This is a genomic window from Pseudoxanthomonas sp. 134C1 (genome assembly GCF_057773065.1).
Genome location: NZ_JBYMTH010000005.1, coordinates 92984 through 118273 on the forward strand (window position 1 = coordinate 92984; position 25290 = coordinate 118273).

At 66.4% G+C, this 25290-nt stretch carries 26 protein-coding genes and 1 other RNA gene; 7 read left to right on the forward strand and 20 right to left on the reverse strand.

The genetic code is table 11. The features are described 5' to 3' along the window. Positions 1-29 precede the first annotated feature (29 nt). The 10 genes from AC3DEZ_RS11670 to hrcA all read right to left on the reverse strand — a co-directional run bounded on the left by AC3DEZ_RS11670 (position 30) and on the right by hrcA (position 12596). Entirely contained in the window at positions 30-704 is a 675-nt protein-coding gene (locus tag AC3DEZ_RS11670) for a DUF4159 domain-containing protein (protein WP_488388502.1), read from the reverse strand. A gap of 220 nt (positions 705-924) precedes the next feature. Next, positions 925-2259 (reverse strand): TldD/PmbA family protein, encoded by a 1335-nt coding sequence (locus AC3DEZ_RS11675; protein ID WP_488388358.1) that lies wholly within the window; start codon positions 2257-2259, stop codon positions 925-927. Between the two features lie 97 nt (positions 2260-2356). Continuing rightward, the gene (locus tag AC3DEZ_RS11680) at positions 2357-3991 is read right to left on the reverse strand and encodes a TldD/PmbA family protein (RefSeq protein WP_488388359.1); all 1635 of its coding nucleotides are present in this window, start codon (positions 3989-3991) and stop codon (positions 2357-2359) included. 420 nt (positions 3992-4411) lie between these two features. Further along, positions 4412-5131, reverse strand: coding sequence for a 4-hydroxy-tetrahydrodipicolinate reductase (dapB, locus tag AC3DEZ_RS11685; protein WP_488388360.1), 720 nt, complete (start codon positions 5129-5131; stop codon positions 4412-4414). 147 nt (positions 5132-5278) lie between these two features. After that, a complete protein-coding gene (locus AC3DEZ_RS11690) occupies positions 5279-6472 on the reverse strand; it encodes an aminotransferase-like domain-containing protein (RefSeq protein ID WP_488388361.1) in 1194 nt (397 codons plus the stop codon). A gap of 68 nt (positions 6473-6540) precedes the next feature. After that, positions 6541-7656, reverse strand: a complete 1116-nt coding sequence (locus AC3DEZ_RS11695; RefSeq protein ID WP_488388362.1) for a prephenate dehydrogenase — start codon at positions 7654-7656, stop codon at positions 6541-6543. A gap of 53 nt (positions 7657-7709) precedes the next feature. Beyond that, complete coding sequence (gene dnaJ, locus AC3DEZ_RS11700) at positions 7710-8825, reverse strand: molecular chaperone DnaJ (protein WP_488388363.1); 1116 nt, start codon at positions 8823-8825, stop codon at positions 7710-7712. Positions 8826-8952: 127 nt separating this feature from the next. Then, positions 8953-10875 (reverse strand): molecular chaperone DnaK, encoded by a 1923-nt coding sequence (gene dnaK / locus AC3DEZ_RS11705; RefSeq protein ID WP_488388364.1) that lies wholly within the window; start codon positions 10873-10875, stop codon positions 8953-8955. Between the two features lie 107 nt (positions 10876-10982). Next, complete coding sequence (gene grpE, locus AC3DEZ_RS11710; RefSeq protein WP_447102045.1) at positions 10983-11501, reverse strand: nucleotide exchange factor GrpE; 519 nt, start codon at positions 11499-11501, stop codon at positions 10983-10985. Between the two features lie 42 nt (positions 11502-11543). After that, positions 11544-12596, reverse strand: a complete 1053-nt coding sequence (gene hrcA / locus AC3DEZ_RS11715; RefSeq protein WP_447105245.1) for a heat-inducible transcriptional repressor HrcA — start codon at positions 12594-12596, stop codon at positions 11544-11546. A gap of 89 nt (positions 12597-12685) precedes the next feature. Between hrcA and AC3DEZ_RS11720 the strand changes: the two genes are divergently transcribed. Together AC3DEZ_RS11720 and recN are read left to right on the forward strand one after the other, a co-directional pair. Then, the gene (locus AC3DEZ_RS11720) at positions 12686-13174 is read left to right on the forward strand and encodes a DUF2269 family protein (protein WP_488388365.1); all 489 of its coding nucleotides are present in this window, start codon (positions 12686-12688) and stop codon (positions 13172-13174) included. A gap of 83 nt (positions 13175-13257) precedes the next feature. Then, a complete protein-coding gene (gene recN, locus AC3DEZ_RS11725) occupies positions 13258-14928 on the forward strand; it encodes a DNA repair protein RecN (protein ID WP_488388366.1) in 1671 nt (556 codons plus the stop codon). Between the two features lie 117 nt (positions 14929-15045). Here recN and fur read toward each other — a convergent pair whose 3' ends face one another. Beyond that, complete coding sequence (gene fur / locus AC3DEZ_RS11730; protein ID WP_447102042.1) at positions 15046-15450, reverse strand: ferric iron uptake transcriptional regulator; 405 nt, start codon at positions 15448-15450, stop codon at positions 15046-15048. A gap of 105 nt (positions 15451-15555) precedes the next feature. On the opposite strand from fur, the gene AC3DEZ_RS11735 reads away from it, so the two are divergent. Beyond that, positions 15556-15954: an outer membrane protein assembly factor BamE gene (locus tag AC3DEZ_RS11735; protein WP_447102041.1), complete on the forward strand. Its 399-nt coding sequence runs from the start codon at positions 15556-15558 to the stop codon at positions 15952-15954. Positions 15955-15960: 6 nt separating this feature from the next. Here AC3DEZ_RS11735 and AC3DEZ_RS11740 read toward each other — a convergent pair whose 3' ends face one another. Beyond that, complete coding sequence (locus tag AC3DEZ_RS11740; protein ID WP_488388367.1) at positions 15961-16215, reverse strand: RnfH family protein; 255 nt, start codon at positions 16213-16215, stop codon at positions 15961-15963. A 2-nt stretch (positions 16216-16217) separates the two neighbouring features. Then, a complete protein-coding gene (locus AC3DEZ_RS11745) occupies positions 16218-16646 on the reverse strand; it encodes a type II toxin-antitoxin system RatA family toxin (RefSeq protein WP_488388368.1) in 429 nt (142 codons plus the stop codon). A 40-nt stretch (positions 16647-16686) separates the two neighbouring features. Between AC3DEZ_RS11745 and smpB the strand changes: the two genes are divergently transcribed. Continuing rightward, positions 16687-17175, forward strand: coding sequence for an SsrA-binding protein SmpB (gene smpB, locus AC3DEZ_RS11750; RefSeq protein WP_447102039.1), 489 nt, complete (start codon positions 16687-16689; stop codon positions 17173-17175). Positions 17176-17441: 266 nt separating this feature from the next. After that, positions 17442-17795, forward strand: a transfer-messenger RNA (tmRNA) gene (gene ssrA, locus AC3DEZ_RS11755). 105 nt (positions 17796-17900) lie between these two features. Here ssrA and AC3DEZ_RS11760 read toward each other — a convergent pair. Next, a complete protein-coding gene (locus AC3DEZ_RS11760) occupies positions 17901-18311 on the reverse strand; it encodes a low affinity iron permease family protein (protein WP_488388369.1) in 411 nt (136 codons plus the stop codon). 137 nt (positions 18312-18448) lie between these two features. Next, a complete protein-coding gene (locus AC3DEZ_RS11765) occupies positions 18449-19249 on the reverse strand; it encodes a nucleotidyltransferase domain-containing protein (RefSeq protein ID WP_488388370.1) in 801 nt (266 codons plus the stop codon). Between the two features lie 233 nt (positions 19250-19482). Between AC3DEZ_RS11765 and AC3DEZ_RS11770 the strand changes: the two genes are divergently transcribed. Further along, positions 19483-19689 (forward strand): hypothetical protein, encoded by a 207-nt coding sequence (locus AC3DEZ_RS11770; protein ID WP_488388371.1) that lies wholly within the window; start codon positions 19483-19485, stop codon positions 19687-19689. 125 nt (positions 19690-19814) lie between these two features. On the opposite strand, the gene AC3DEZ_RS11775 is transcribed toward AC3DEZ_RS11770, so the two are convergent. Beyond that, the gene (locus tag AC3DEZ_RS11775; RefSeq protein ID WP_488388372.1) at positions 19815-20522 is read right to left on the reverse strand and encodes a DUF2306 domain-containing protein; all 708 of its coding nucleotides are present in this window, start codon (positions 20520-20522) and stop codon (positions 19815-19817) included. A gap of 225 nt (positions 20523-20747) precedes the next feature. On the opposite strand from AC3DEZ_RS11775, the gene AC3DEZ_RS11780 reads away from it, so the two are divergent. Then, positions 20748-21128, forward strand: a complete 381-nt coding sequence (locus AC3DEZ_RS11780) for a hypothetical protein (protein WP_488388373.1) — start codon at positions 20748-20750, stop codon at positions 21126-21128. A gap of 27 nt (positions 21129-21155) precedes the next feature. Here AC3DEZ_RS11780 and AC3DEZ_RS11785 read toward each other — a convergent pair whose 3' ends face one another. The 4 genes from AC3DEZ_RS11785 to AC3DEZ_RS11800 all read right to left on the reverse strand — a co-directional run bounded on the left by AC3DEZ_RS11785 (position 21156) and on the right by AC3DEZ_RS11800 (position 25222). Then, complete coding sequence (locus AC3DEZ_RS11785) at positions 21156-21503, reverse strand: hypothetical protein (RefSeq protein ID WP_488388374.1); 348 nt, start codon at positions 21501-21503, stop codon at positions 21156-21158. A gap of 232 nt (positions 21504-21735) precedes the next feature. Beyond that, positions 21736-22011: a chaperone modulator CbpM gene (locus tag AC3DEZ_RS11790; RefSeq protein ID WP_447102032.1), complete on the reverse strand. Its 276-nt coding sequence runs from the start codon at positions 22009-22011 to the stop codon at positions 21736-21738. Continuing rightward, complete coding sequence (locus AC3DEZ_RS11795) at positions 22008-22922, reverse strand: DnaJ C-terminal domain-containing protein (protein ID WP_488388375.1); 915 nt, start codon at positions 22920-22922, stop codon at positions 22008-22010. Before AC3DEZ_RS11795 ends, AC3DEZ_RS11790 begins: the two co-directional genes overlap by 4 nt. Next, complete coding sequence (locus tag AC3DEZ_RS11800; RefSeq protein ID WP_488388376.1) at positions 22919-25222, reverse strand: FdhF/YdeP family oxidoreductase; 2304 nt, start codon at positions 25220-25222, stop codon at positions 22919-22921. Before AC3DEZ_RS11800 ends, AC3DEZ_RS11795 begins: the two co-directional genes overlap by 4 nt. Between the last annotated feature and the right edge of the window lie 68 nt (positions 25223-25290).

The following is a 25290-nucleotide window of genomic DNA, read 5'->3' on the forward strand; positions in this document are numbered from 1 at the left end:
CCGCGATCGCGCGGCGGCGGGCGTCCGGTTCATGAATTCAGCGCGTACATGACGATGTTGACCGCGAACTTCGTGTTGTCCTCGGCCAGGAACCGCTTGTTGCGCCAGTCGTAGTCCCATTCGCAACCGTAGTCCTTGTTGCTGTAGAGCACGCCCAGGCGGCCGTTGATTTCGATCCCCTGCAGGTACTCGTGGACCAGGTCGTCACCCCAGCCATTGAGCTCGAAGCCGGTGGCCGGCGGCCCGTCGAAGCGGAAGAAGCTGCGGTACAGCGGATGACTGTCGGGCAGTTTCTTCATCGCCTTCGCACCGAAGAGGGATGCCATCTGCGCTTCGAACGACTTGGCGAACAGGCCATCGATGTCGTGGTTGCAGTCGTCCACGAACACGAAGCCACCATTGCGCACGTAGCGCTCGAAGTTGCGCCGCTCGGCCGGATTGAATTCGACCAGCTTGTGACCGGCCAGGTAGCAGAACGGCGCCGACAGCACGCGCGGATCCGACAGCGCCAGCACATGCTCCTTCGGGTCGACCCGCAGGCCGGTGTAGTCGATCAGCGACGTGATCAGGTTGGACGGCATGCGCTGGTCCACGTCCCAGTCGCCCGAGTCATAGCGCAGGCGGGTGAACCAGAAGTCGTAGGCCGCCGCCGCCCGCGCCTCGCGCGGCGTCCCCAGCAGCGCGCCGGCCATTCCGCCCAGCATCAGGCGCAGGAATTCGGCCCGGGTCACCCGTCGGCCCTGCCCGTTCCGGTCCGCGACGGGAACGAACCACGCGTGAGCGGGAAGCGCGACGACATGAACAGGGAATCCATCAACGGCACAAGCATCTCGGGGGCGAACGGTTGCGCGGACAGGGCGTGGCCGCATGGGCGCGGTCCGCCCGCCCAGTCCCTTCCCGTCACCGGGAAGGGACGCGAACGGATCAGACCGCGTCGGACAGCGAGGTGAAGGTGAAGTCGCGCAGTTTCATCGGTGGAATCATCATCACGAACGAGGACTCGTCACCGGCCACGCGCACCGGCTTGCCCAGTTCCTCGATGTTGTTGAGCATGATCACCGGCGACTCGTTGAAGCGGAAATTCTTCACCGGGTACTTGATCTCGCCGTTCTCGATGTAGAAGGTGCCGTCGCGGGTCAGGCCGGTCAGCAACACGGTCTGCGGATCGACCAGGCGGATGTACCAGGTGCGGGTGACCAGGATGCCCTTCTGGGTGCTTTTCACCAGTTCGGCGGTGGACTTGTCGCCGCCGGCCATCAGCAGGTTGCCGGGCGAGCCGACCACGCGCTTGCCCTGCTTCTGCCCCCAGAAGCGCGAATAGTCCAGGCTGGCAATCTTGCCCTTCTCGACGATCGCCATTTTCTCGCGCGGCAGGTTCTCGCCATCCCATGGCAACACCGGAGCCTCGGGATGCCAGGGATCGGCGGTCAGGTTGACCCGCGGGTCGTAGACCTGCTCGCCGAGCTTGTTGCCGCCGCCCTTCTTGGACAGGAAGCTGCGGCCTTCGTCGGCCTGGCGGGCGTCGAAGAAATTCATCATGAAGGAAATCAGGCCCGCGGCCGCGGCCGGTTCCAGAATCACCGTGTACTTGCCCGGTTCCAGCGCCTTGGCGTCGGCCGATTCGCTGGCCTTGCGCATCGCGGTGCGGATGTCGCTGTCGGCCTTGAACGCGCTGGCGTCCTTCAGGTTGCGGCCCACCCAACCCGAGCCGCGCCCGTCCTCGGTGCGCACGGTGCAGGTGTAGTCGAAGCTGGTGGCGCGCTGGTAGCCGAAGTTGCCCTTGCTGTTGGCGAAGGCGACGAAGCTCTGGCCGTCCTCCAGGAAGCCGGCGGCGATCAGTTTCTCCGCCTTGCACGGCGCGATCGACGCGGCGGCCACATCGGCGCGGAACTCGGGCGTGATCGCGGCGGTGGACTCGCTGAAGGTCGGGCTGGCCTGGTAGGTCTGCTTGTCGATGGCCGGCATGAACTCCGGATTCTCCGGCGCCAGTCGCGCCAGATCCTCGGCACGACGGACCACGCGCTCCAGCGCGGCATCGTCGAACTCGTTGATGGTGGCGACACCCACCCGCTTGCCGAACGCCACCTGCACCGCAAGATCCGCGTTGCTGACGATGCCACTGGTGGACACATCGTTGAGCGCGAACCGGATGTTGCCGCTGATGCTGCCGCTCAGGCTGGCCGTGCACTCGTCGGCCTTGGACAGCGCGATGACCTTGTCCAGGATGGCCTTGGCCTGCGCTTCGGTAAGGATGCTCATGTTCTGGGATTCTCTCGTAAGGCGGAGCGCGCTCCGCTGCCGTTCGCTATCGGGAACCTCGGGATTCGGTGGAACCGGGCAGGCCCGGCTCGACGCCTCACCCCAGGCTGCGGGCAGTGTTGATGACGTTGATGCCGTTGAAGCGCGCGGTCGAAGAACCGTGCGACACCGCCGACACCTGGCCGGGTTGCCCCTTGCCGTCGAAGAACGAGCCGCCCAGGCGGTAGTCGCTCTCGTCGCACACCGCCGCGCAGGCGTTCCAGAATTCCGGCGTGCGGATCTGGTAGGCCACGTCCTCGATCTGCTGCGTTATCTTGCCGTTCTTGATTTCGTAGAACAGCTGGCCGCCGAACTGGGCGTTGTAGCGCTGCTGGTCGATGGAGAACGAACCGTCGCCGATGATGTAGATGCCGTTCTCGACGTCCTTGATCATGTCCGCCACGCTCAGCTTCTGCTTGCCGGGCTGCAGCGAGACGTTGGCCATGCGCTGGAACTGCACGCTGGACCAGGAGTCGGCGTAGCAGCAGCCGTCGGATTCGGTCTTGCCGAGGATGTGGGCCTGGTCGCGGATGGTCTGGTAGTCGACCAGCTTGCCGTCGGTGATCAGGTTCCAGCGTTTGGTCTTGACGCCCTCGTCGTCGTAGCCGACCGCGCCCAGGCTGCCGTCCTGCACCTTGTCGGCGAAGATGGTCACCTTGTCGCTGCCGTACTGGAAATGCGACTCACGCTTGTCCAGCGTGGCGAAGCTGGTGCCGGCGTAGTTGGCTTCGTAGCCGAGCACGCGATCCAGTTCCAGCGGATGGCCGACCGATTCATGGATGGTCAACCAGGTATGCGAGGGATCCAGCACCAGATCGTACTTGCCCGGCTTCACCGACGGCGCCTTGAGCTTGGCGCGCGCCTGCCTGGCCGCCGCGATGGCGTCTTCCTTCATGTCGTAGGACAGGCCGTAGTTGATCACGCCGTTGGGCGAGGCCATTTTGCCCGAGGCGTCGCCATCCAGGTACTCGAAACCCATGCCCATCGGCGCCGACAGGCCGTCGCGGGTGCGGAACTTGCCACTCGCCTTGTCGATGGCGGTGACGGTCATCGGCACCCAGATGCGGTGGATGTCCTGATCGATGTAGGAGCCGTCGGTGCTGGCGAAATACTTCTGTTCGTTGACCAGGAACAGCATCGAGTTGACGAAGTCCGCGCCGGCGTTGATCGCCGCCGCGTTGACGCCGAGCAGCAGGTCGGCCTTGTCCTTGATCGGCACGGCCATCGCGTTCTTGCGGATCGGCGTCTTCCACGCCACCTCGCCCACGCCCGGCGTGGCCGCCAGTTGCACCGGCCGGCTCTGCACCTTGCTGTTGGCCTTGGCGATCGCGGCGGCCTGCTGCGCGGCCCGGGCCACGCCCTGCGCGGTCAGCTCGTGGGTGGCGGCGAAACCCCAGGCGCCGTTGGCGATCACGCGGATGCCGACACCGGTGGATTCGGTGTTGACCACGTTCTGCACCTTGTCTTCGCGGGTGATCACGAACTGGCGCAGATAGCGCCCGATGCGCACGTCGCAGTAGCTGGCGCCGGCGTCCTTGGCCGCCGTCATGGCGGTGTCGGCCAGGCGCTTCTTCAGGCCGACATCGAGGGAAGTCTGCAATTCCTCGGCGGCGATGGCCTTGCCGAAGTACGCCGGCAGCATCAAGCCGCCGAGGCTGAGGCCGCTGTAGGCCAGGAAGTCACGTCTGCGCAAGGCTTGCTCTCCAGCGATGAGCCCCGCAGCGCGGAGCTGGAACGGAACGGACGGAATGAAGCGGGATGACGCGGGATGACGCGGGATGACGCGGATGAAGACGATGTTCGCGATTGCGGTGCGTGCCGGATTCTTGCCGGTGGCTGAACGCTCCGTCAAATGACTTTAGACATATAGGGCGCACATTCGGACGCATGTCCATGCGAGGCCGGCTCCCTGCGTTCGCACGCTCCCTCTCCGGGTTGCGTCGCCTATCGCGCCGCAACATCCACCGGGGTCCGCGGACGCGGACGTCCATCGCCCGGTGCGAAGCAATCGCCTGACGCGGCGATGCGGAAGCAAGGTTCCATCAAGACTTCGTTTGTCCGCGTCCTGCCGCCTGCCCGTGGCGGACCACCACGGACACGCGGGAAAGCCGTCCTAGTCGAGCAGGTCGCGGACGCGATACTGCCCGGGCGCACGGCCGGCCAACCGGTGCGCCACGTGCAGCGCGCCGCGCGCGAAGATGTCGCGATTGGTGGCGCGATGGACCAGTTCGATGCGCTCCCCCGGCCCGGTGAACTGGACGAGGTGTTCGCCGACGATGTCGCCGGCACGCAGGCTGGCATAGTGGACCGGCGCACCGGCCGACCCGGCCGCCTCGCCCAGGGTCAGTGCCGTGCCCGAGGGGGCGTCCTTCTTGTGGACGTGATGGGATTCGACCACGTCGCAATCCCAGCCACCCAGCGCCGCCGCGGCGCGTTCGACCAGTTCGGTCAGCACCGCGACGCCCAGACTGAAGTTGGAGGCCCAGGCCAGCGGTATCCGCGTGGCCGCCTGCGCCAGCGCGTCCTGCTGCGCCTCGCCCAGGCCGGTGGTGCCCGAGACCAATGCCGCGCCACGTTGCACGCACAGCGCCAACACCGGATCGAAGCCTTCGGGCAGGCTGAAGTCGATGGCGACATCGAACGCCGGCACCCCCGCCAGCTCGCTGGCCGCGAAGTACGGCACGCCCTCGACCACCCGCTGCGCGGGCGATTTCCGCATCACCGCCGCGACCACCTGGAGCGGCTGCGGCTGTTCGGCGGCCAGGCGCAACAGGGCCTGGCCCATGCGCCCGGAAGCGCCGTGGATGAGGATGCGGGTGGGCGTGGTTTCCATGCCCGGCATGGTAGCCGAGCCGGCCCCTTCGGCGAAGACGGCGGCCTTCTTTCCTTTGCGGGAGCGACGTGAGTCGCGAATGAGCCGCCATGATTTCCTGGGTATCGCGACTCGCGTCGCTCCCGCAAGGCGCCCGACAGGGATGTTTCAGGCCACCGCGGCGGCGATTTCCTCGCGCACCAGGGCGCCCAGCCGCGCCATGCCCTGCTCGATCTTCTCGGCCGACACGGTCACGAACGACAGCCGCAGCGTGTTCGGCTGCGGGGCGACGGCGAAGAACGGCGCGCCCGGCACGAACGCGACGTTCTGTTCGATCGCCCGTGCCAGCAGCGCACTGGCGTCGATGCCTTCCGGCAGCGTGACCCAGATGAACATGCCACCGGCCGGTCGGTTCCATTTCGCTTCCGCCGGGAAATGACGCTGCAGCGCGGACAGCATCAGTTCGCACTGATCGCCGTAGAGCTTGCGGATCTCGGGAATGTGCCGGTCCAGGAATCCGCCCTGCACCGCCTCGAACACGATTCGCTGCGAAAACGACGGCGTATGCAGGTCGGCCGCCTGCTTGGCCTGCACCAGCTTGGCGTGCAGCGGCTCGGGTGCAATCAGGTAGCCCAGGCGCAGGCCGGGCGCGAGCACCTTGGAGAACGAGCCCATGTAGACCACGTTGTCCGGATCCATCGACAGCAGGCTGGGCAACTGTTCGCCCTGGTAGCCGAGCTCGCCGTACGGATCATCCTCGACCACCAGCACGCCGGCGGCGCGCGCGCGCGCGATCAGCGCCCGGCGGCGTTCCAGCGGCAGGCGCCTGCCGGTCGGATTCTGGAAATTCGGCAGGCAGTACATGAAACGCCCGCCGCGCAGCTGCGCTTCGTCCAGCGCATCGACCACGATGCCTTCGTCATCACTGCGCATCGCCGAGAACGCCGGCTGGAACAGCGAGAACGCCTGCAACGCGCCAAGATAGCTCGGGGTTTCCACCAGCACCTTGCTGCCTTCGTCGATCAGCACCTTGCCCAGCAGATCCAGGCCCTGCTGGGAGCCGGTGGTGACCAGCACCTGGCCGGGCCGGACGGTCACGCCGTCGCGGCTGTGGCGCGCGGCAATCCATTCGCGCAGCGGCGTGAAGCCTTCGGTCGGTCCGTATTGCAGTGCGGCCTGCGGCGCTTCGGCGAATACCTTGTCGGTGGCCTCGCGCATGCGCTGGATCGGGAAGGTCGCCGGAGACGGCAGGCCGCCGGCGAAGGAGATCACCTCCGGACGCTCGGTGACCTTGAGAATTTCGCGGATCGCCGAACTGGTCAGCGCCTGCGCACGACGGGACAGGGTGAAATGGCTGCTCATCGGCGCAGTGTAACGGGGATATCGGCGCGCATCGTTTCGCACTGCGCCAATACGCCCCCGTACCCGCGCTAGCGGCCACTCCCCAGCACGCGTCCGATGCCGCTGGCATCGATCTCCGCCGCCGCCCGCCGCAGGCCATCCGCGTCCACGTCCACGTCGAAACCGATGCGGAAATGCACTTCGCCCCCGGGCGTGCGCGAGGAATGGATCGACGACAGGCTGACGCCGTGCCGTTCGAATACGTGCAGCAGCGCGCGCAGCGAACCGGGACGATCCTCCGGCAGATGCACGCTCATCGATTGCGCGCCGGCCAGATCGGCCAGCAGGTAGCCCAGTCGTTCGTAGCTGTAGTTGCCGTCGGCCAGCGCCTTCGCGCCCAGAGCCTCCCGGTTGCCGGACAGGAACTCCGCGCGGAACGCCGCGCGCGCGGCGTCGCCGCCCTCGCCCACCAGCGCGGCCATCCGGCCGATCTGGGCATGCAGCGCGGTCAGGATTTCATGCGCATGCGGATTGCCGAACTGGATGTCCTCGTAGATGGCCGGATTCAACGACAGGATGCGGGCCAGGATCGCCGCATCCATCTCGAAGGATGCGGAGCGGAACGGCAGCAGTTCGGCCAGTGCGCCCACCTGCGCCTCCTGTCCGCGCAACACCCCCGCCTGCGCCAGGTGGGTGGCGTGCACCATCGCCTGCACCAGCGCCATGATGCGATCGTGCTGCTCGGGTTCGGCCTGGACATACTCGCCCTCCAGCGCGCGCAGCAGGTCGTCCAGCCAGGGCCGCCACCGTTCCAGCCGGGCTTCGCACACCACCGTCACCCTTCCCTTCAGGGTCGGCGCCTTGGGCGGCGCGGTCATCGGATGCAGGCCGACCACCTCGGCGCGCGACCGCAGCATCGCGGCGATCGGCGCGGCCTTGACCGAAGTGACGTCCAGCCAGAGCCGGCCCTCCTCGTTGCCGCCGGCCAGTTCGACGTATCCCTGGATGATTCTGGCGGTGTGCCGGATCGGCGCGGAGAAGATCAGTACGTCGGCACGTCGCGCCAACTCCGCTTCCGGCAACGAATCCGGATCCGCGGGATCGTGTCCGATCACCGTCAGCCCCATGCGGGTCTCGAAGAAGCGGCGCAGCCAGCGCCCATAGGCGCCGGCACTGCCGACGATGCCGATCAGGGGGTGGGACACGAAAAAGGGCTCCTGGTGGGAGCCCTCATTCTAGGTCAGACCTTCGTGACGGGTCAGGACGTCATCCGATCCCAGAAACCCTTCACGCCGTCCAGGAAGGTCGCCGACTTGGGCGAATGCTTGCGCGCCTCGTCGCCGATGAAGGTCGCCTCGAACTTTTCCAGCAGTTCGCGCTGTTCGTTGGTCAGGTTGACCGGCGTCTCCACCACCACGCGGCAATACAAATCGCCCTCGCTGCGGCTGCGCACCGACTTCACGCCCTTGCCACGCAAACGGAACAGCTTGCCGGTCTGGGTTTCGGCGGGAATGCGGATTTCCGCTTCGCCCTTGAGCGTGGGGACGCGCACGGTGTCGCCCAGCGCCGCCTGCGAAATCCGGATCGGCACCTCACAATGCAGGTCGTCGCCGTCACGCTGGAAGATCTCGTGCTCGCGCACGCGCACTTCCACGTACAGATCGCCCGGCGGCGTGCCGGGAGGGCCAGCCTCGCCCTCGCCGGTCAGGCGGATGCGATCGCCGCTGTCCACGCCGGCCGGAATCTTGACCGACAGGACCTTCTCTTCCTCCACGCGACCGGCGCCATGGCAGGTCTTGCAGGGATTCTTGATGGTCTGGCCACGCCCGCCGCAGGCCGGGCAGCTCTGCTGCATGGCGAAAATGCCGCGCTGCATGCGCACGTTGCCGCGTCCGCCGCAGGTCGCGCAGGTTTCGACCTGGCCGTCTTCCGAACCCGAGCCATGGCAGGGTTCGCAGGCCACCAGCGTGGGAATCTCGATGCGCTTCTCGATGCCGGCCACGGCTTCTTCGAGATCCAGCTCCATCACGTAACCGATGTCGGCGCCGCGACGGGCGGCGCGCGCGCCACCGCCGCCGAAAATGTTGCCGAAGATGTCGCCGAAGATGTCACCCATGTCCGGCCCGCCGGCGCCACCGCCCCCCATGCCGTGCTCGAACGCGGCATGCCCGTGGGCGTCATAGGCGCGGCGCTTGGCGCCATCCGACAGTACCTCGTAGGCCTCCTTGCATTCCTTGAACGATGCTTCGGCCGCCTTGTCGCCGGGATTGCGATCCGGATGGAACTTCATCGCGCAGCGGCGATAAGCCTTTTTCAGCTCTTCATCGCTGGCGGTGCGGGCCACGCCCAGGACTTCGTAGTAATCGCGTTTCATCGGCAAACAGGGATTGGAGATTCGGGATTGGGGATGGCGGACAGCATCGGAATTTCAGATACCGGAAGGGGATCCGGAAACCGGAAACGCTGTTCCGAATCCCGAATCCCCATTCCCGATTCCCGGCTTACTTCTTGTCGTCCTTGACTTCGGTGAACTCGGCGTCGACCACGTCGTCGCCACCGGACTGCGCGCCCGGGGCGGCGCCGTCATCGGCACCCGGCTGCTGGCCCGAAGCGGCGGCCGCGTAAAGCGACTGGGCCGCCTCTTCCAGGGTCTTGGACCTGGCGTCGATCTGGGCCTTGTCGTCGCTCTTCATCGCCGTTTCCAGTTCGGCGATGGCGCCCTCGACCCGGCCGATCACGTCGCCCGGCACCTTGCTGCCATGCTCGGTGATGGCAGTGCGGGTGGCGTGCAGCAGGCCGTCGGCGTGATTGCGCGCCTGCACCAGTTCGTGGAACTTCTTGTCCTCGTCGCGATGCGTCTCGGCGTCGGCGACCATGCGCTGGATCTCTTCCTCGGACAGGCCCGAACCGGCCTTGATCTCGACCTTCTGTTCCTTGTTGGTCTTCTTGTCCTTGGCCGAGACATGCAGGATGCCGTTGGCGTCGATGTCGAACGACACCTCGATCTGCGGCAGGCCGCGCGGCGAGGGATCGATGCCGGCCAGGTCGAAGCGGGCCAGCGACTTGTTGAAACGGGCCTGTTCGCGCTCGCCCTGCAGCACGTGCACGGTCACCGCGGACTGGTTGTCCTCGGCCGTCGAGAAGGTCTGCGAAGCCTTGGTCGGGATGGTGGTGTTCTTCTCGATGATCTTGGTGAACACGCCACCCAGGGTCTCGATGCCCAGGCTCAGCGGGGTCACGTCCAGCAGCAGCACGTCCTTTACATCACCGGCCAGCACGCCGCCCTGGATCGCGGCGCCCAGCGCCACGGCCTCGTCGGGGTTGACGTCCTTGCGCGGTTCCTTGCCGAAGAACTCGGCCACCGCCTGCTGCACCTTCGGCATGCGGGTCTGGCCGCCGACCAGGATCACCTCGCCGATCTCGCTGGCGCGCAGGCCGGCGTCGTTCAGTGCGATGCGGCACGGCTCGATGCTCTTCTTGATCAGGTCTTCCACCAGCGCTTCCAGCTTGGCGCGGGTCAGCTTGATGTTGAGGTGCTTCGGACCGGAAGCGTCGGCGGTGATGTACGGCAGGTTGACTTCGGTCTGCTGCGAGCTGGACAGCTCGATCTTGGCGCGCTCGGCGGCATCCTTCAGGCGCTGCAGGGCCAGCGGATCCTTGCGCAGGTCGATGCCCTGGTCCTTCTGGAACTCTTCGACCAGATAGTCGATGACGCGCTTGTCGAAGTCCTCGCCGCCCAGGAAGGTGTCGCCGTTGGTGGCCAGCACCTCGAACTGCTTCTCGCCGTCGACGTTGGCGATCTCGATGATCGACACGTCGAAGGTGCCGCCGCCCAGGTCGTACACGGCGATCTTGCGATCGGTGCCGTCGGCCTTGTCGAGGCCATAGGCCAGCGCCGCGGCGGTCGGCTCGTTGATGATGCGCTTGACGTCCAGGCCGGCGATCTTGCCGGCGTCCTTGGTGGCCTGGCGCTGGCTGTCGTTGAAGTAGGCCGGCACGGTGATGACCGCTTCGGTCACCGTCTCGCCCAGGAAGGCCTCGGCGGTCTTCTTCATCTTCTCCAGGATGCGCGCGGAGATTTCCTGCGCGGACAGCTTCTTGCCGTCGGCGGTGGCCACCCAGGCGTCACCGTTGTCGTGCTGGACGATGGAATACGGCACCAGGCCGATGTCCTTCTGCACTTCGGCGTCGGTGAATTTGCGGCCGATCAGGCGCTTCACCGCGAAGAAGGTGTTCTTGGGGTTGGTGACGGCCTGGCGCTTGGCCGAGGCGCCCACCAGGACTTCGCCGTCCTTGGTGTAGGCGACGATGGAGGGGGTGGTACGGTCGCCTTCGGAATTCTCGATGACGCGTGCCTTGCCGCCTTCCATGATCGCCACGCACGAATTGGTCGTGCCCAGGTCGATGCCGATGATCTTGCCCATTGTCGGGTTCGCTCCCTAAAAGTGTCTGTCTTGGTCCGGCGCTGGGCCGGGGATGGTCTGGATGTGGGGTCCGGCCGGCGCGGTTCAAGCGCCGCCGGCCCGGGCGTTCAGTCCTGCCTCGCCACCACCACCAGCGCGGGGCGCAGCAGGCGGTCGTTGAGCAGGTAGCCCTTCTGGAACACCTGCACCACGCTGCCGGGCGCGGCGCCGGGAACGTCGGCCTGGCTGATGGCCTGGTGGTGTTCCGGGTTGAACGGGGCGCCGACCGGATCGACCACGGTCAGGCCGTTGTCGCCGGCAACCTTGAGCAGTTGCTTGTAGGTCAGTTCCAGCCCCTCGCGCAGCGGATTGGCCTCGCCGCCGGCCGCGGCCAACCCGGCGTCCAGGCTGTCGAAGACCGGCAGCAGGTCGCCCAGCAGGCGTTCGTTGGCGAATTTGCGCGCCATCTCGATGTCGCGCGCCACCCGCTTGCGCTGATTCTCCAGGTCCGCCCGCTCCAGCAGCGAGGTGGCCCGCAGCTGGTCCAGCTCGTTGCGGAGCGTTTCCAGTTCGGCGATCAGGGGGTTGTCGGCTTCTTGCGGTTCGGGCGTCTGGCCCAGTTCGGAATCGTGTTCGTTTTGGCTCATCTCGGGTCCCGTCGCGGCGGTTCCTGCCGCATGACAGGCAACTTATTGGGCCGGGCTGTCCGGATTCAAGGCGGCCCCCAGCGCATCGGCGGCCGCCTGCACCACCGGAATCACCCGGTCGTAGGCCATCCGGGTCGGGCCGATGACCCCCAGCACCCCCAGCACCTGCCCGCCGGCCATGTACGGCGCGGTGACCACCGAAACGCTGTCGTGGCGGGCCAGCCCGGTGTCCTCGCCGATGAAGATGCGCACGCCCGGGGCGCGCAGGGTGCGCTCCAGCAGCTGCAGGATCTCCCGCTTGCGGGCGAAGGTCTCGAACAGGTCGCGCAGGCGCTCCAGGTCGGACAGATCCTGCACGCTCATCAGCCGGGTCTGCCCGGCCAGCACCACGTCGTCACCCGGCGGCGCCAGCGCCTGTTCGGCCAGATCCACCGCCTCCGCCAGCAGTCCTTCCATCTCGCTGCGGGCCGCGCGAAGCTCCCGCAGCAGGGTGGCGCGGATGTCGGCCAGCGGGCGCCCGGCGAAATGGGCATTCAGATAGTTGGCGATCCGCTCCAGCTCCGAGCGGTCGTAGACCCGCCGCGGCTCGATCACCCGGTTCTGCACATCGTTGTCGGCGAACACCAGGATCGCCATCACCCGGCGCCCGTCCAGCGGCACGAAATCGATGTAGCGGAACGCGAACTGCTCGCGCCGGGGCGCACTCACCACCCCGACGAAATGGGTCATCGCCGACAGCAGCTCGGAGGCGTTGCCCAGCAACGCCTGGGTGCCCGCCCCGGCTGGCAACTCGGCGCGCAGGCGGGTGATCTCGCCCTCGCCCAGCGACTTCACCTGCACCAGACTGTCCACGAACACCCGATAGCCCTGGGCGGTCGGCACCCGCCCGGCGGAGGTGTGCGGCGAGCTCAACAACCCCACTTCCTCCAGCTCGGCCAGGATGTTGCGGATGGTCGCCGGGCTGACGTCCAGACCGCCATGGCGGGCCAGGGTCTGCGAGCCGACCGGTTCGCCGTCGCGGATGTAACGGGAGATCAGCGCCCGCAGCAATTGGCGGGCGCGGGGGTCCAGCGGGGTGTCGGCGGATGCGGCCATCATCGACGAATAGATAGCGGTATCGCCCGGCGACCGCAAGCATTGAAGTGACTTCCGGCCACTTGGCGACGGCTGGCGGATGCGGGTCAATGGCCATCCCTCCGGTTCCTCCCGCCGCCATGATCTATCTGCTGTTCAAACTGTTGCACGTCGTCGCCGTCGTGCTGTTCCTCGGCAACATCACCACCGGCGTGTTCTGGGTCCGCCACGCCGCCCGCCACCGTTCCCCGCCCCGACTGGCCGAGGCGATGGCGGGCGTCATCCGCAGCGACCGGGTGTTCACCGTGCCGGCGGTGCTGGTGATCATCGCCAGCGGCGGCCTGGCGGCCTGGCAAGGCGGCTGGCCGGTGCTGCGCACCGGCTGGATCGCCTGGGGCATCGGCCTGTTCGTGCTGTCCGGATTGGTGTTCGCGGCGCTGGCTCCGCTCCAGCACCGCCTGCGGGTGCTGGCCGGTCGCGAGGACATCGGCTGGGACGACTGCGCTCCCCTGTTGCGGCGCTGGAACCGCATCGGTGTCGCCAGCCTGCTGCCGGCCTGGCTGGCGCTGGCCGCGATGGTGCTGAAGGTGCCCGCGTAGGGCTGTCGCGGTTTCTGCGACGGCCCCCGCCGATGCTGCCGCCGCGTGCCATGCGCGTCATGGCTGGCCCTTACAATACGTGCATGCTCAGACACCTCGCGATCAAGGATTTCGCCGTCGTCCGCGCCACCGAACTGGAATTCGGCCCCGGCATGACCGTCATTTCCGGTGAAACCGGCGCCGGCAAGTCGTTGCTGGTGGATGCCCTGGGCTTCCTGTCGGGCCTGCGCGCCGACAGCGGCGTGGTCCGCCACGGCGCCGAGCGCGCCGAACTGTCCGCCGAATTCGCCATCGAGGCCAACGCGCCGGCGCTGGCGTGGCTGCGCGAACAGGAGCTGGACGACGAACTGGCCTGCCAGCTGCGCCGGATCATCCGCGCCGACGGTGGTTCGCGCGCCTGGATCAACGGCCGCAGCGTCACCCTCGGGCAATTGTCGGATCTGGCCGGACGGCTGGTGGAAATCCACGGGCAACACGAACACCAGGCGCTGATGGACAAAGCCAGCCAGCGCGAGCTGCTGGATGGCCACGCCCGCAACGCGGCCGAACGGCAGGCGGTGGCGGCGGCCGCGGCGCGCTGGTCCGAGCTGCTGCACGAACGCGACCACCTGTCCCGCCAGGGCGATGTCTCCGATCGCATCAACTATCTGGAACACCAGCTCGGTGAACTGGCACGCGAGGACCTCGCCCCGGCCAGCATCGAGAACTTGGTCGCGGGTCATCGCCGCCAGGCCCACGCCACCGGCCTCATCCAGGCCTGCGAAGCGGCGCTGACGCGTCTGGGCGGGGACGAATCCCCGTCGTTGTCGCGCCAGCTGCAGCAGACCCGCGGCGAACTGGCCCGGCTGGCGCAACACGAACCGCGGCTGGCCGAGATCGACGGCATGCTGGAAAGCGCGAACATCCAGATCGACGAGGCGCTCGGCCTGCTTGGCCAGGTCCGCGACGATCTGGACGCGGATCCGGAGCAATTCGAGGAACTGGAACAACGGCTTGGCCGCATCCACGACCTGGCCCGCAAGCACCGCACGACCCCGGACGATCTGGCGCGGGTACGCGACACCATCGCCACCGAACTGGACGGTCTGCGCGGCGCCGGTGAGCGCCTGCTCGGCCTCAACAAGGAGATCGAGGCCGCCCGCGACGCCTGGAAGACCAGCGCCGCCCGGTTGACCCGCAGCCGCCAGCGCGCCGCGCGCGAACTGGGCAAGACCACCACCGCCCTGATCGGCGAACTGGGCATGGGCGGCGGACGGTTCGAGATTGCGCTGGAGCCCAACGAGGGGGACCGCCCGGATCCGGCCGGCGCCGAGCGGGTCGAATTCCTGGTCGGCGCCAATGCCGGCCAGCCGCCCCGGCCGCTGCGCAAGGTCGCCTCCGGCGGCGAGCTGTCGCGCATCTCGCTGGCCATCGAGGTCGCCGCGCTCGGTGTGGACACGGTGCCGACCATGGTGTTCGACGAAGTCGACTCCGGCATCGGCGGCGCGGTCGCCGACATCGTCGGCAAGAAGCTGCGCGCCCTCGGCGCGCAGCGGCAGGTGCTGTGCGTGACCCACCTGCCCCAGGTGGCCGCCCAGGGCCATGCCCACTACCGGGTCAGCAAGGCGCCGGTGGACGGCATGACCCAGAGCGCGGTGGAAGTCCTGACCGCCCGCCAGCGCGAAGAGGAACTGGCACGCATGCTGGGCGGCGTCGAGGTCAGCAAGGAAGCCCACGCCGCGGCCAAGCGGCTGCTGGCCGACGTCGCAGGCTGAGGATTCCGATCACGGCCAGCTCTTTTCGAGTCTTCCCCCCATCGCGATGGGAAGCCTCGGGCGGGCAGGAACGTTCGCGGCCGGGAGGCCGCTCGCACGTACGGGTTGACGGCTGGATCAGCGCTTCTTGCGCACGTACAGGACCAGCGAATGCTCTTCCAGCAGGTAACCGTGCTTGGCGGCGATTTCGCGCTGGAGCTTCTCGATTTCCGGGCTTTCGAACTCGATGATCTTGCCGGTGTCCACGTCCACCATGTGGTCGTGGTGACCACCGCGATCCAGTTCATAGACGGCCTGGCCGCCCTCGAAGTTGTGCTTCAGCACCAGCCCGGCGGCTTCGAACTGGGTCAGCACCCGGTACACCGTGGCCAGGCCGATTTCGTCGCCGTGCTCGAGCAACTGCCGATAGATGTCTTCGGCACTGAGGTGGTGCTGTGCGCTTTTCTGCTCCAGCAGTTCCAGGATGCGCATCCGCGGGTGGGTGACCTTGAGGCCAACCTTGCGAAGTTCTTGGGATTCCATATCGGCGTCTCCGTTCATAACCGGTTTAGCGCCGGCTGCCTGAAGCTGGGTTGCGGCGGTCGCCGGAAGTGTATCATCGGCATGTTTTCCACCTGTAGCCGTCCCATGCGCAAACTCCTGCTGGTCGCCGCCCTCGCCTCCCTGACTGCCGGCTGCGGCATCCTCTACAAGCAGCCGATCTACCAGGGCAACCTGCTGGACAAGGCGGCGGTGGATCAATTGCAGGTCGGCCAGAGCAAGCAGCAGGTGCAGGCATTGATCGGCAGTCCGTCCATCGCCGATCCGTTCCATTCCCAGCGCTGGGATTACGCGGCCAGCGAACGCACCAACCGTCGCGGCACCACCGAGATCAAGACGCTGACCCTGCATTTCCAGGGCGATACGCTGGCGAGCTGGGAAGGCGAATACTTCCCCGAAAACGACCTGCAGCTGGCCTCGGACGTGCGCAAGTTCGGCCCGAACCTGGCCAAGGACAAGAAGAAGGGCGGTCGCGGCGGCCGCTGAGCCGGCCTAGGCCTTGCGGGCGCGGCGTCGCCGCGCCTCCTTGGGGTCCAGCGTCAACGGCCTCAGCAGTTCCACCCGGTCCCCGTCCCGCAGTTCCGCATCGGCCCGCGCCACCACACCGTGGACGGCATGGCCGGCAATCTCCGGATCATCGGCGAATCCCGACGCCTGCAGCGCGTCGGCCACCCGCGCGCCTTCCGGCAACTCCAGCACCACGGAATCGAACCGGTGCGGCCAGGCGCGGATGACCTCGATCCGCATGCTCATTCCCCGCGGTCGGCCACGCGCACGAAATCGTCCACCATGCGATCGGCCAATCCCTGGAAACCCAGGGTCAGCGCCGGCAGCAGCAGGCGGCTGGTCGGCTCGAATTCCAGGGTCAGGCCGACCTTGCAGGCGCTTTCGTCCAGCGCGTGGAATTCCCACTGGCCGTGCAGCTTGCGGAAGGGTCCGGCGACCAGCTTCATGTCGATACGGTGCGGACGGTCCAGGGTGTTCTCGGTGGTGAACCAGGTGCTCAACGAGCCCAGCCCCAGATCCAGCCGGGCCACCAGCCGCTGTTCGCCGGCCTCGATGACTTCGGCGCCGCGGCACCAGTCGAAGCGGCGGGGATAGGCGGGGACATCGTTGACCAGGTCGAACATGCGGCTGGCGGCGTGTTCGACCAGGGCGCTGCGGCGGATGGTTGGCATTTGACTCGCTTGTGGTTCCGCCTTCGGCGACAATAAACGGATGGGCAAGAAACCGGACAAGAATAAAGCAACTGGCACCATCGCGTTGAACAAGCGCGCCCGCCACGAATACCACCTGGAGGAACGCCTCGAGGCGGGACTGGCGCTGCAGGGCTGGGAGCTCAAGGCGATCCGCGCCGGCCGGGCCAACATCACCGAGGCCTACGCGACCATCCGCCATGGCGAGATCTTCCTGTTCGGTTCCCAGATCACTCCGCTCATCCAGGCCTCCACCCATGTGGTGGCCGAGGATCGCCGCACCCGCAAGATGCTGCTGCACCGGCGCGAAATCGATCGCCTGATCGGCAAGGTCGAGCGCGACGGCTACACCCTGGTGCCCACCTCGCTGTACTGGAAGGGCAACAAGGTGAAGGCCGAAATCGCCCTCGCCAAGGGCAAGCAGTCCCACGACAAGCGCGCCGCCAGCAAGGAACGCGACTGGGCCCGCGAAAAATCGCGCGTCATGCGCCAGCACAACCGCGACGCCTGATCCCCCGGTTCTTCCGTAGGAGCGACGTCAGTCGCGACCGCGCGAACAGAACTGCACGGCACAAGCCCTACGAACGGATCACGCCCCTGCCGGGACATCCCGGCTCGGGAATCCCGGTCGCGACTGACGTCGTTCCTATCTGGCGGCACGGCGCCCTCCCCGCGCTAACCGCCGGTTGACCGCCGGTTGACCGCCGCGCCGTCACGAGCTTGTAACCACCCCACCCCGCCCCTACACTGTCGCGGTCAGGAAACATTCTGGCTCCCGGGGGTGCACTGGCTTCGACGGGGGTTGCAAAGTTGCCTGGTGCATGCCGAGGGGGCAGCTTTCCTCGTAAATCCAGCGGCAAAACTCTAGTTGCCAACGACGACAACTACGCTCTCGCCGCTTAAGGCGTAAGCCCCGAAACTGCTTGTGTCCGTGTTCGCAGCGTAGGGTCACTATCACGGAATCGCCGGGAGCCGCTGCCTGTCAGCTCCCGGTCAACCTCTAACAGGCTGGTCCTGCGGTGCGCTTTGCCCACCGTGCTGCCGCAGGACGAGACTCAACGGGGGGATAAGCATGTAGTACCGGGGATGGAGTGCCTTCGGACGGCGGTTCAATTCCGCCCACCTCCACCATTTCAAGAAAAGGCCCGCTTCGGCGGGCCTTTTTCTTGGCGATGCGCGGATCGGGAGTCTTGACAGCCTTTTGGCGTGCAATCGAGGGGCTTTGCTCCCGCAGAGCTACCGCGCCTTCTGGCGGGATTCGTGCCGCTGCCGGCGCGCATCCTTCGCCTTCTGCGCCATCGCTTCGTAGTGCTCGCGCAGTCGTTCCAGTTCGGACTCCTCCAGTTCCTCCAGATCCAGCAGTTCGTTGTTGGCCCGCGAGGTGACGTGGATCAGTTCGTCCAGTTTTATCTGCATCGCCTGGGTGTCGCGGTTCTGGGTGTTCTGGATCAGGAAGACCATCAGGAAGGTGATGATGGTGGTACCGGTGTTGATGACCAATTGCCAGGTGTCGCTGAAGCCGAACACCGGCCCACTGATCGCCCAGACGATGACCACGGCCAACGCCAGGCCGAAACAGGTCGGCCGCCCGGTGAACGCGGAAGCATGCTTGGCCAGGCGGGTGAAGGTGGAAGTCGAATTGTTCATGACGCATGTCCCGGCTACCGATGCTGGCTGGACTGTGAAGGCACCCGCATGTGCAGCCGGTGAAGGGGCCGCGTCTCTCGTCCGCCCTCCATCCGCGATACGAAAGCAGCCATCCCAAGGACGACTCCAGGTTCCGCTCAAGCCGGCAAGTCGGCATCCTGGTCGAGAAAGTCCAGGAGCGCATCGGGCATGTGGACCACCTTCTCGCGGGGCGGCTCGTCATCGCGAAGGTCCACGTAGATCGCGGCCGCCGCCGACAACGCCCCGCGAATCGCCCTGGCGTCGTGAATGGCGACCGTGCGGGCCAGCAGTTCTCTCTCGGGACCGCCCGACATTTCCATTCGCCTCACTCCGCGCTGCGGGCGTCCGGCCCGGCGATGAAGCATCGGACCCAATACCTGATCCCGAAAGAAGGCGAGCATGCCCATGGCTTCGAACAGTTCACCCCGCCCCAGCTTGACCGCACCGTAGTGCAGCCAGACCCAGGCCCGCTGTTCGAACCATTCCGGGGTTCGATCCGGCCAACGGATGGCCGCGGCATCCAGGCGGGCTTCGATCCCGCTGCCGTCACGGGCGAACAGCACCACGGGACGTTCGACGAGCTGGTCCAGATCACCCGAAACGACGAACTTGAAATCCACGTGGAGCAAGGGCGGCCCGTACAGGCAGATGAGCAACCTGGGCTCGCCGACGTGCTCGCCGGTGAAGGCGGACAAGAGCTCGCCCAGGCTTTCGGCGAACGACCTGCGCGATGCCATCACTTCCGCGTAGGCGTCATCGTCCACCACGATGACGAAATCAAGATCCGAATAGCGATCAAAGCCGCCATGGAGATAGGAGCCGCCCGCGAGCAGGGCCTTCAGCCGCGGGTCGCTGGGGACCGCGGCGCGCATCCTTTCGAGAAATGCCTGGTGCGGTTGTGGAAGCACGCGGGTCATGTCGGTTTTCCGGGCTGGCTGTCCAGACTACTGGAGTGCCCGCGGCGAGGCCAACATGTCATTGTTTCCGCGAGCCCGGAAAGGCTCCAGGGGCATCGTGGGGAATGGGACTTCCCTCCACTGCCCATGCCACGACGGGCGTCGCCATCCATACGTCTTCCCGGAGACCGTTCCGGGAGTCTAGGCCATCGCCTATTCTCTCCAGCATCTTCCATCCCTGCCCGGAAAACCGCATGTCGCTTTTCGATCTGACGGATGCCGTGGATCTGTTTCTGTCCTGGCGGTTCCATCTCGGTCTCGCGCTCACCGTGGCGGCTTGCCTGAGGGTATTTCAGCTGATCGAAACGGACGTCCTGCGTTGGGCATTCTGCACCCCGATCGCTGTTATCGGGGTTTTCCTCAGTTTCCAATGGAAGCACCGCGCCGAATCCGACAGATAGCCGGAAGATCGCGTCGAGGCGTTGTCCGGATTCGCAGGGGTTCCCTTGCCAGAAGCCGCGCTGCAACCGCGGAGTACCTAGAAGGAAAGTCCGGCTCGACATTGCAGGTCGGAGCCTGCTCGCCTTCAGACCGATTCCGGTTCAAGTGCTCCTGATGCCACGCGCGATTGCCCGCGACGCACCTCCGACCGGCGTCCCCCGCGGCTGGCCACGCCCACGCCATACACCAGCAACGGCGCCGCCCAGCTCAACCACAGCAGGGTCGGAATCATGACCATCGGCGAGGCGATTTCCATCATGCCGGGTATCCGGATCATCGCCCGGAAGGTGATCGGGGCGAGCGTCACCAGATAGCAACCGATCATCCACCGCCGGTGCGTGTCCACCCGTCCGCGGCGGATGGCGCGATAGCCCATGAAGGCGGTGACGAGCCACGCCAGCGCGGTGGCGCCGAAGGCGGTGCGGATCGAACCCGGCGCGGGGCTGGTCAGGATCAGGCCCACCGCGCCCACGCAGGCGACCAGCATGCCCAGCAGGAAGATCCGCCCTGTCCAGCGATGCAGTCGCGGATAGCCGCGGCGAAGCCGTGGCACGAACTGCAACGCGCCCAGCAACACCGTCAGCACGCCACCACCGATGTGCGTCCAGAGCCATTCGCGCCGGGTCCAGAACATGCCATAGCTGCCGGCATCCAGTTCCGTGTACTTCTGGTAGGCGATGGACAGGAACTCGCCGGCTCCCAGAGCGACCAACAACCAGGCCATGGTGAGCGACGCGATCTTCAGAAGGTGGCGATGCAGGTATGGAGTCCGGACCTGGGTTGCGGAAGACATGCGGATGCCATCAACGGGATGCCGCGGACAGCCTAGCGCAATGCCCCCGAACCAGACAGCGGCGTATTCAGGCGGCAGGCCGATGCGGATTTCCTGGCTCTGTCCGTTGTTGGCGCCGTCGTGCCGACGTAGGATGAGCCGCGTCAGGGGAATCGCGAGGGACAAGGTGTTCGCCCGGACGTCCTGTTCTGTCAACGGATGGTGCCCGCTTTGGACGCAACATCATTGCCCATCGTCGCTCTGGGGGCCATTGCCCTATTGACGGTCGCTGCCTGGCCCGCCTGGTTCGCCTGGATCGTTGCATGGCGCTCCGGCATGCCGATGAATGCCCGCCGTTCCTTCATCTTGGTTTGCCTGCTGTTGTCATTCGGATTTTTCACGCTTGCAGGCGTGGCCTTCCTGCCACTGGGCCTGGCGGATGTCTTTGTTGTCCCTCAATGGGCCGCGGGCGGTCACGAACGCACGGCCATCGCGATCCACTTCCTGTCCGAGTACGGTTCGATCACCGCATGCCTGACGGCGGGCTTGCTGGCATCGTTCATCGTTCCGCTGAAGTTGCGGCGTGTCTGGCCGCAGATGCGTCTCGTCATGCGCGGCGGCAAATAGCCGGCGGACGAGGATGGCCCCGCGCAGTCAGTCCCGCCAGGAGGCGGAGCCTGGACGCCCTTCCATTCCGCTGGGATCGGCCGACAGCAGATCCTCGTGCAGCATGAAGACGTCGTTGCCGTCCACACCCGGATCGCCGATGGCGTAGAGCGTGGAGAACACCGCCTCGTAGGTGGTGTTGCGCATCAGCAGGCAGATGTCCCCGGGATCGGCGCCAAGGGCAAGCAGGCGCTCGAGGGCGGGCCCGCTGTCGGCCAGGGGATCATCCGGTCGCTGCTTCGCGTAGGCGATCACCTGGGCCAGACCTTCCGGCCTGAGCTGGAGGTTGATCACTTCCGTCCAGAGGTGTGCCAGAAGGTTTTCGCGAGTGGACATGATGTTCCTGCGATGGTGGGGTTGGCTCATGCCGGACCACGGCAGGCCTGGCATGCAATTCATCGGTCTCGGTTCTGCCGCGAAGGGCAAACTCCCCTCGCTCCCCTTTTTCGAAGGTGGACGCAAGGCGGAGGGGTGCCGAATTGAATGGACATCCTGATAGGGGTGCGAACGCGAACCGCGATATCCCATCCTTGCATAACGGTTCATCCGCGCAGGGATGCGCGTCCGCCTATCCGCCCTTGATCTCCCCGCGCAGCTGCGACAGCAACCGGCGCAGTCCGTGGATCTGATCGATGAGGTGCAACGCGACGTCGATGCCCTCCTCGTTCACGCCCAGATCATCGGACAAATCGCGGACCAGATAGGCGCGGGCCACATCCACTTCGGTCAATTCGACATGCGCCGCGCCCTGCGCCGGCGTGATCCATGCTTTCTCGATCCAGACGGTCAGGGTTTCGCGCCGGATGCCGGATTGGACCAGGAAGTCTTCGATATCGACGTTCATGCCGGATGCTCCTCGCGCGGCGTGTGGGTCCGGCCCGCGCTCCATTGCGAAACGAAATCCTTCAACTCGGCATCGCCGCCCTTGGGCAGCACGATGCGCAGGCGGACATACTCGTCGCCACGGCCTCCGCCGCGACGCGGCATACCGTGGCCCTTCACCCGCAGCCGGCTGCTGCCGTCCGAGCCGGGCGGCACGGTCAGTTCGACATGGCCGGTCGGCGTGGGCACGCGCACCGGTCCGCCCAGCACCGCTTCGCGCAGCGAAATGGGCAACTCCAGGCCCAGATCCTCGCCATTCTGGCTGAAACGCGGATCCGGCAGCACCTCCAGTTCGATCAGCGCGTCGCCGGCCCGCCCCTGCTCGCCGCCTGGCGTCCCCTTGCCGCGCAACCGCAACGTCTGTCCAGGCACGACACCTGCCGGCACGGTGACGTCCAGGGTTTCCCCGCTCGGCAGCGTCAATCGCGTGCGGGTGCCGCTGATGGCGTCGGCGAGGCTGATCGGCAACCGGTAGTGCATGTCCTGGCCGCGCCGGTGCGCACGCGCCTGTGCGCTCCTGCGCAGCAGTTCGGCGAACGGATCGTCGCCTTCGGCGAAATCCGCGTAGCCGGCATAGTCGGCGTCATCTCCGTAGGACGCACCGTGATCGGCGCCGGCATAGTCGCGGTAGTAACGGTGCCGTGGTCGCTCGGCGCCGGTTTCGTCGATCTCGCCGGCGTCGTAGCGTTTGCGCTGTTCGGAATCCCCTAGCAGGCGATAGGCGACCGCCACATCCTTGAAACGTTCCTCGGCGGCCTTGTCGCCGGGATTGAGATCGGGGTGCAGTTTGCGCGCCAGCCGGCGATAGGCCTTCTTGATGTCATCGGCCGAGGCGGACGGATCCACGCCCAGCACTTCATAGGGATTGCTCACAGGTCCGCCTCCGTGGACGCCGCGATGGATTCCATCGCGATCACCCGGACCGGAATCGACTTGGCGGCGGGCGTGCCGCTGATGCGGTCGTAATGGTCCAGCGGCAGCAGCGGATTCAGTTCCGGGTAGTAGCCGGCCACCGCGCCGCGCGGCATCGGGTAGTCCAGTACGGTCAGTCCTTCCACCCGGCGCGTGTGGCCGTCGTTGCTGAAGGTTTCCAGCGCCACGCGCGCTTCCTTCGCCAGCCCGCGGGCGCGTCGGTCTTGCATGTTCATGAACAGCACCATGCGATCGTTGTACACGCCGCGATAGCGATCGTTGTAGCTGTAGATGCTGGTGTTGAATTGATCGTGCGAACGCACGGTCGCCAGCCTCAGCATCGATGGGTCGTCGATGGGATCGTTGACCTCCAGCCCTTCCAGCAACAGGAAGTTGGCCTTACCGTTGGGTGTCAGCCAGACCCGCCGGCGCGGCGCGACATCCAGGTGGAATCCCTTCGGATCGCGGATCCGCTCGGCGAACCCGCTGTAGATCGCGGGATACACCGCCGCGATCCGATCCCGGATGAGTCCGTAGTCCATGCTGTATTCCTCCCACGCAATCCGGCTGTCCAGCAGCGTCGCCCGCGCCATCCGGCAGACGATCTCCACTTCCGGCAGCACGTCCGCGCTGACCGGTTCCAGTACCCCGCGCGAAGCGGTGATGTTGGACATCGAATCCTCGATGGTGACGAACTGTTCGCCTGCCGAGGTCCGGATGTATTCCGAACGCGCCACCACCGGCAGGATCAGCGCATCCCTGCCATGCACCAGGTGGCCCCGGTTCAATTTGGTGGCGATGCCGACCGTCAGGTCGAGCTTGCGCATGGCCGCATAGGTGCGGTCCGTGTCCGGTACCGCCCGCACGAAATTTCCGCCCAGGCCGATGAACACCTTGGCGCTGCCATCCATCATTGCCTCGATGGACTCGATCGTGTGGTGGCCATGCCCACGCGGCGGTTCGAAGCCGAACACCTCGCGCACCTTGTCCAGATACGCAGGCGAAGGCTTCTCGTCGATACCGACCGTGCGGTCGCCCTGCACGTTGGAATGCCCGCGGATCGGCGAGATGCCCGCGCCCGGCCGGCCGAAATTGCCGCGCAGGAACAGCAGGTTGGCGACCTGCTGGACCAGTCGCGAACCCTGCTGGTGCTGGGTCAACCCCATGCCGTAGCAGATGATGGTCGCCCTGGCGCGGATGTAGATTTCGGCACAGCGGCGGATCTGTTCCTCCGATACGCCGGAGACCCGGACGATGTCGTCCCAGTCCTGCGCCAGCGTGTCGGCGCGGACGGCCTCCAGCCCTTCGGTGTGCTCGCGCAGGAACTCGTGATCGAGCACCGTCTCGCCGGCCGCCTCCCGTTCGAACACGACCTTCATCATCCCCTTCAGCAGGGCCAGATCGCCGCCGATCCGGATATGCACGAACTCGCTGGCGATCTCGGTGGACCCCAGCGTCGCCATCTGCACCACGTCCTGCGGCTCGGTGAACCGGATCAGGGCGCGCTCGGGCATGGGGTTGACCGCGACGATGGGAATGCCGCGTTTCCGCGCCTCGACCAGATGGGTCATCATCCGCGGCGAGTTGGTGCCGGTGTTCTGGCCCATCACGAAGATCGCGTCGGCGTGTTCGAAATCCTCCAGCACCACCGTGCCCTTGCCCACCCCGATGGCCGGCGGCAGGCCGCGGCTGGTCGGCTCGTGGCACATGTTGGAGCAGTCCGGGAAATTGTTGGTGCCGAACTGGCGGACGAAGATGGCGTACAGGAACGCCGCCTCGTTCGGCGTGCGGCCGGAAGTGTAGAACTCCGCCTGGTGCGGGCTTTCCAGCGCCCGCAGATGACGGCCAATCAAGGCGAACGCGCTGTTCCAGTCGCAGGGCACGTAGTGATCCGTCGCGGCGTCGTAGCGCATCGGTTCGGTCAGCCGGCCCTGCATCTCCAGCCAGTAATCCGACTGCTCCATCAGTTCGGACACGCTGTGCCGGGCGAAGAACTCGCGGGTGACGCGCGCCTTGGTGGCCTCGAAGGCGAGCGCCTTCACCCCGTTTTCGCAGAACTCCAGCTTCTTGGTGTGGTCGGCATCGGGGAAGGCGCAACTGGGACACTTGAAGCCGCCGGGCTGGTTCATCGCCAGCAGCGCACGCGATCCCTTGGCGACGACGCTCTGTTCCAGCAGCACCTTGGCGGTGGCCGCCGCCGCGCCCCAGCCACCGGCGGGCTGTTCGTAGGGCTTGTAGCGGGGAGGCTTCTGCTCGCTCATGACCGGAGGCTCCCTTCATGCACTGACGCGACCAGTTAAGCACTTTAGGGCGTCGCGCTCCACCTCGC

Coding starts and splice junctions, on each gene's coding strand:
- AC3DEZ_RS11670 (WP_488388502.1), bottom strand. CDS start 704: ATGCTGGGCGGAATGGCCGGCGCGCTGCTGGGGACGCCGCGCGAGGCG.
- AC3DEZ_RS11675 (WP_488388358.1), bottom strand. CDS start 2,259: ATGAGCATCCTTACCGAAGCGCAGGCCAAGGCCATCCTGGACAAGGTC.
- dapB (WP_488388360.1), bottom strand. CDS start 5,131: ATGGAAACCACGCCCACCCGCATCCTCATCCACGGCGCTTCCGGGCGC.
- AC3DEZ_RS11690 (WP_488388361.1), bottom strand. CDS start 6,472: ATGAGCAGCCATTTCACCCTGTCCCGTCGTGCGCAGGCGCTGACCAGT.
- dnaJ (WP_488388363.1), bottom strand. CDS start 8,825: ATGAAACGCGATTACTACGAAGTCCTGGGCGTGGCCCGCACCGCCAGC.
- dnaK (WP_488388364.1), bottom strand. CDS start 10,875: ATGGGCAAGATCATCGGCATCGACCTGGGCACGACCAATTCGTGCGTG.
- grpE (WP_447102045.1), bottom strand. CDS start 11,501: ATGAGCCAAAACGAACACGATTCCGAACTGGGCCAGACGCCCGAACCG.
- hrcA (WP_447105245.1), bottom strand. CDS start 12,596: ATGGCCGCATCCGCCGACACCCCGCTGGACCCCCGCGCCCGCCAATTG.
- AC3DEZ_RS11720 (WP_488388365.1), top strand. CDS start 12,686: ATGGCCATCCCTCCGGTTCCTCCCGCCGCCATGATCTATCTGCTGTTC.
- recN (WP_488388366.1), top strand. CDS start 13,258: ATGCTCAGACACCTCGCGATCAAGGATTTCGCCGTCGTCCGCGCCACC.
- fur (WP_447102042.1), bottom strand. CDS start 15,450: ATGGAATCCCAAGAACTTCGCAAGGTTGGCCTCAAGGTCACCCACCCG.
- AC3DEZ_RS11735 (WP_447102041.1), top strand. CDS start 15,556: ATGCGCAAACTCCTGCTGGTCGCCGCCCTCGCCTCCCTGACTGCCGGC.
- AC3DEZ_RS11740 (WP_488388367.1), bottom strand. CDS start 16,215: ATGCGGATCGAGGTCATCCGCGCCTGGCCGCACCGGTTCGATTCCGTG.
- AC3DEZ_RS11745 (WP_488388368.1), bottom strand. CDS start 16,646: ATGCCAACCATCCGCCGCAGCGCCCTGGTCGAACACGCCGCCAGCCGC.
- smpB (WP_447102039.1), top strand. CDS start 16,687: ATGGGCAAGAAACCGGACAAGAATAAAGCAACTGGCACCATCGCGTTG.
- AC3DEZ_RS11760 (WP_488388369.1), bottom strand. CDS start 18,311: ATGAACAATTCGACTTCCACCTTCACCCGCCTGGCCAAGCATGCTTCC.
- AC3DEZ_RS11765 (WP_488388370.1), bottom strand. CDS start 19,249: ATGACCCGCGTGCTTCCACAACCGCACCAGGCATTTCTCGAAAGGATG.
- AC3DEZ_RS11770 (WP_488388371.1), top strand. CDS start 19,483: ATGTCGCTTTTCGATCTGACGGATGCCGTGGATCTGTTTCTGTCCTGG.
- AC3DEZ_RS11775 (WP_488388372.1), bottom strand. CDS start 20,522: ATGTCTTCCGCAACCCAGGTCCGGACTCCATACCTGCATCGCCACCTT.
- AC3DEZ_RS11785 (WP_488388374.1), bottom strand. CDS start 21,503: ATGTCCACTCGCGAAAACCTTCTGGCACACCTCTGGACGGAAGTGATC.
- AC3DEZ_RS11790 (WP_447102032.1), bottom strand. CDS start 22,011: ATGAACGTCGATATCGAAGACTTCCTGGTCCAATCCGGCATCCGGCGC.
- AC3DEZ_RS11800 (WP_488388376.1), bottom strand. CDS start 25,222: ATGAGCGAGCAGAAGCCTCCCCGCTACAAGCCCTACGAACAGCCCGCC.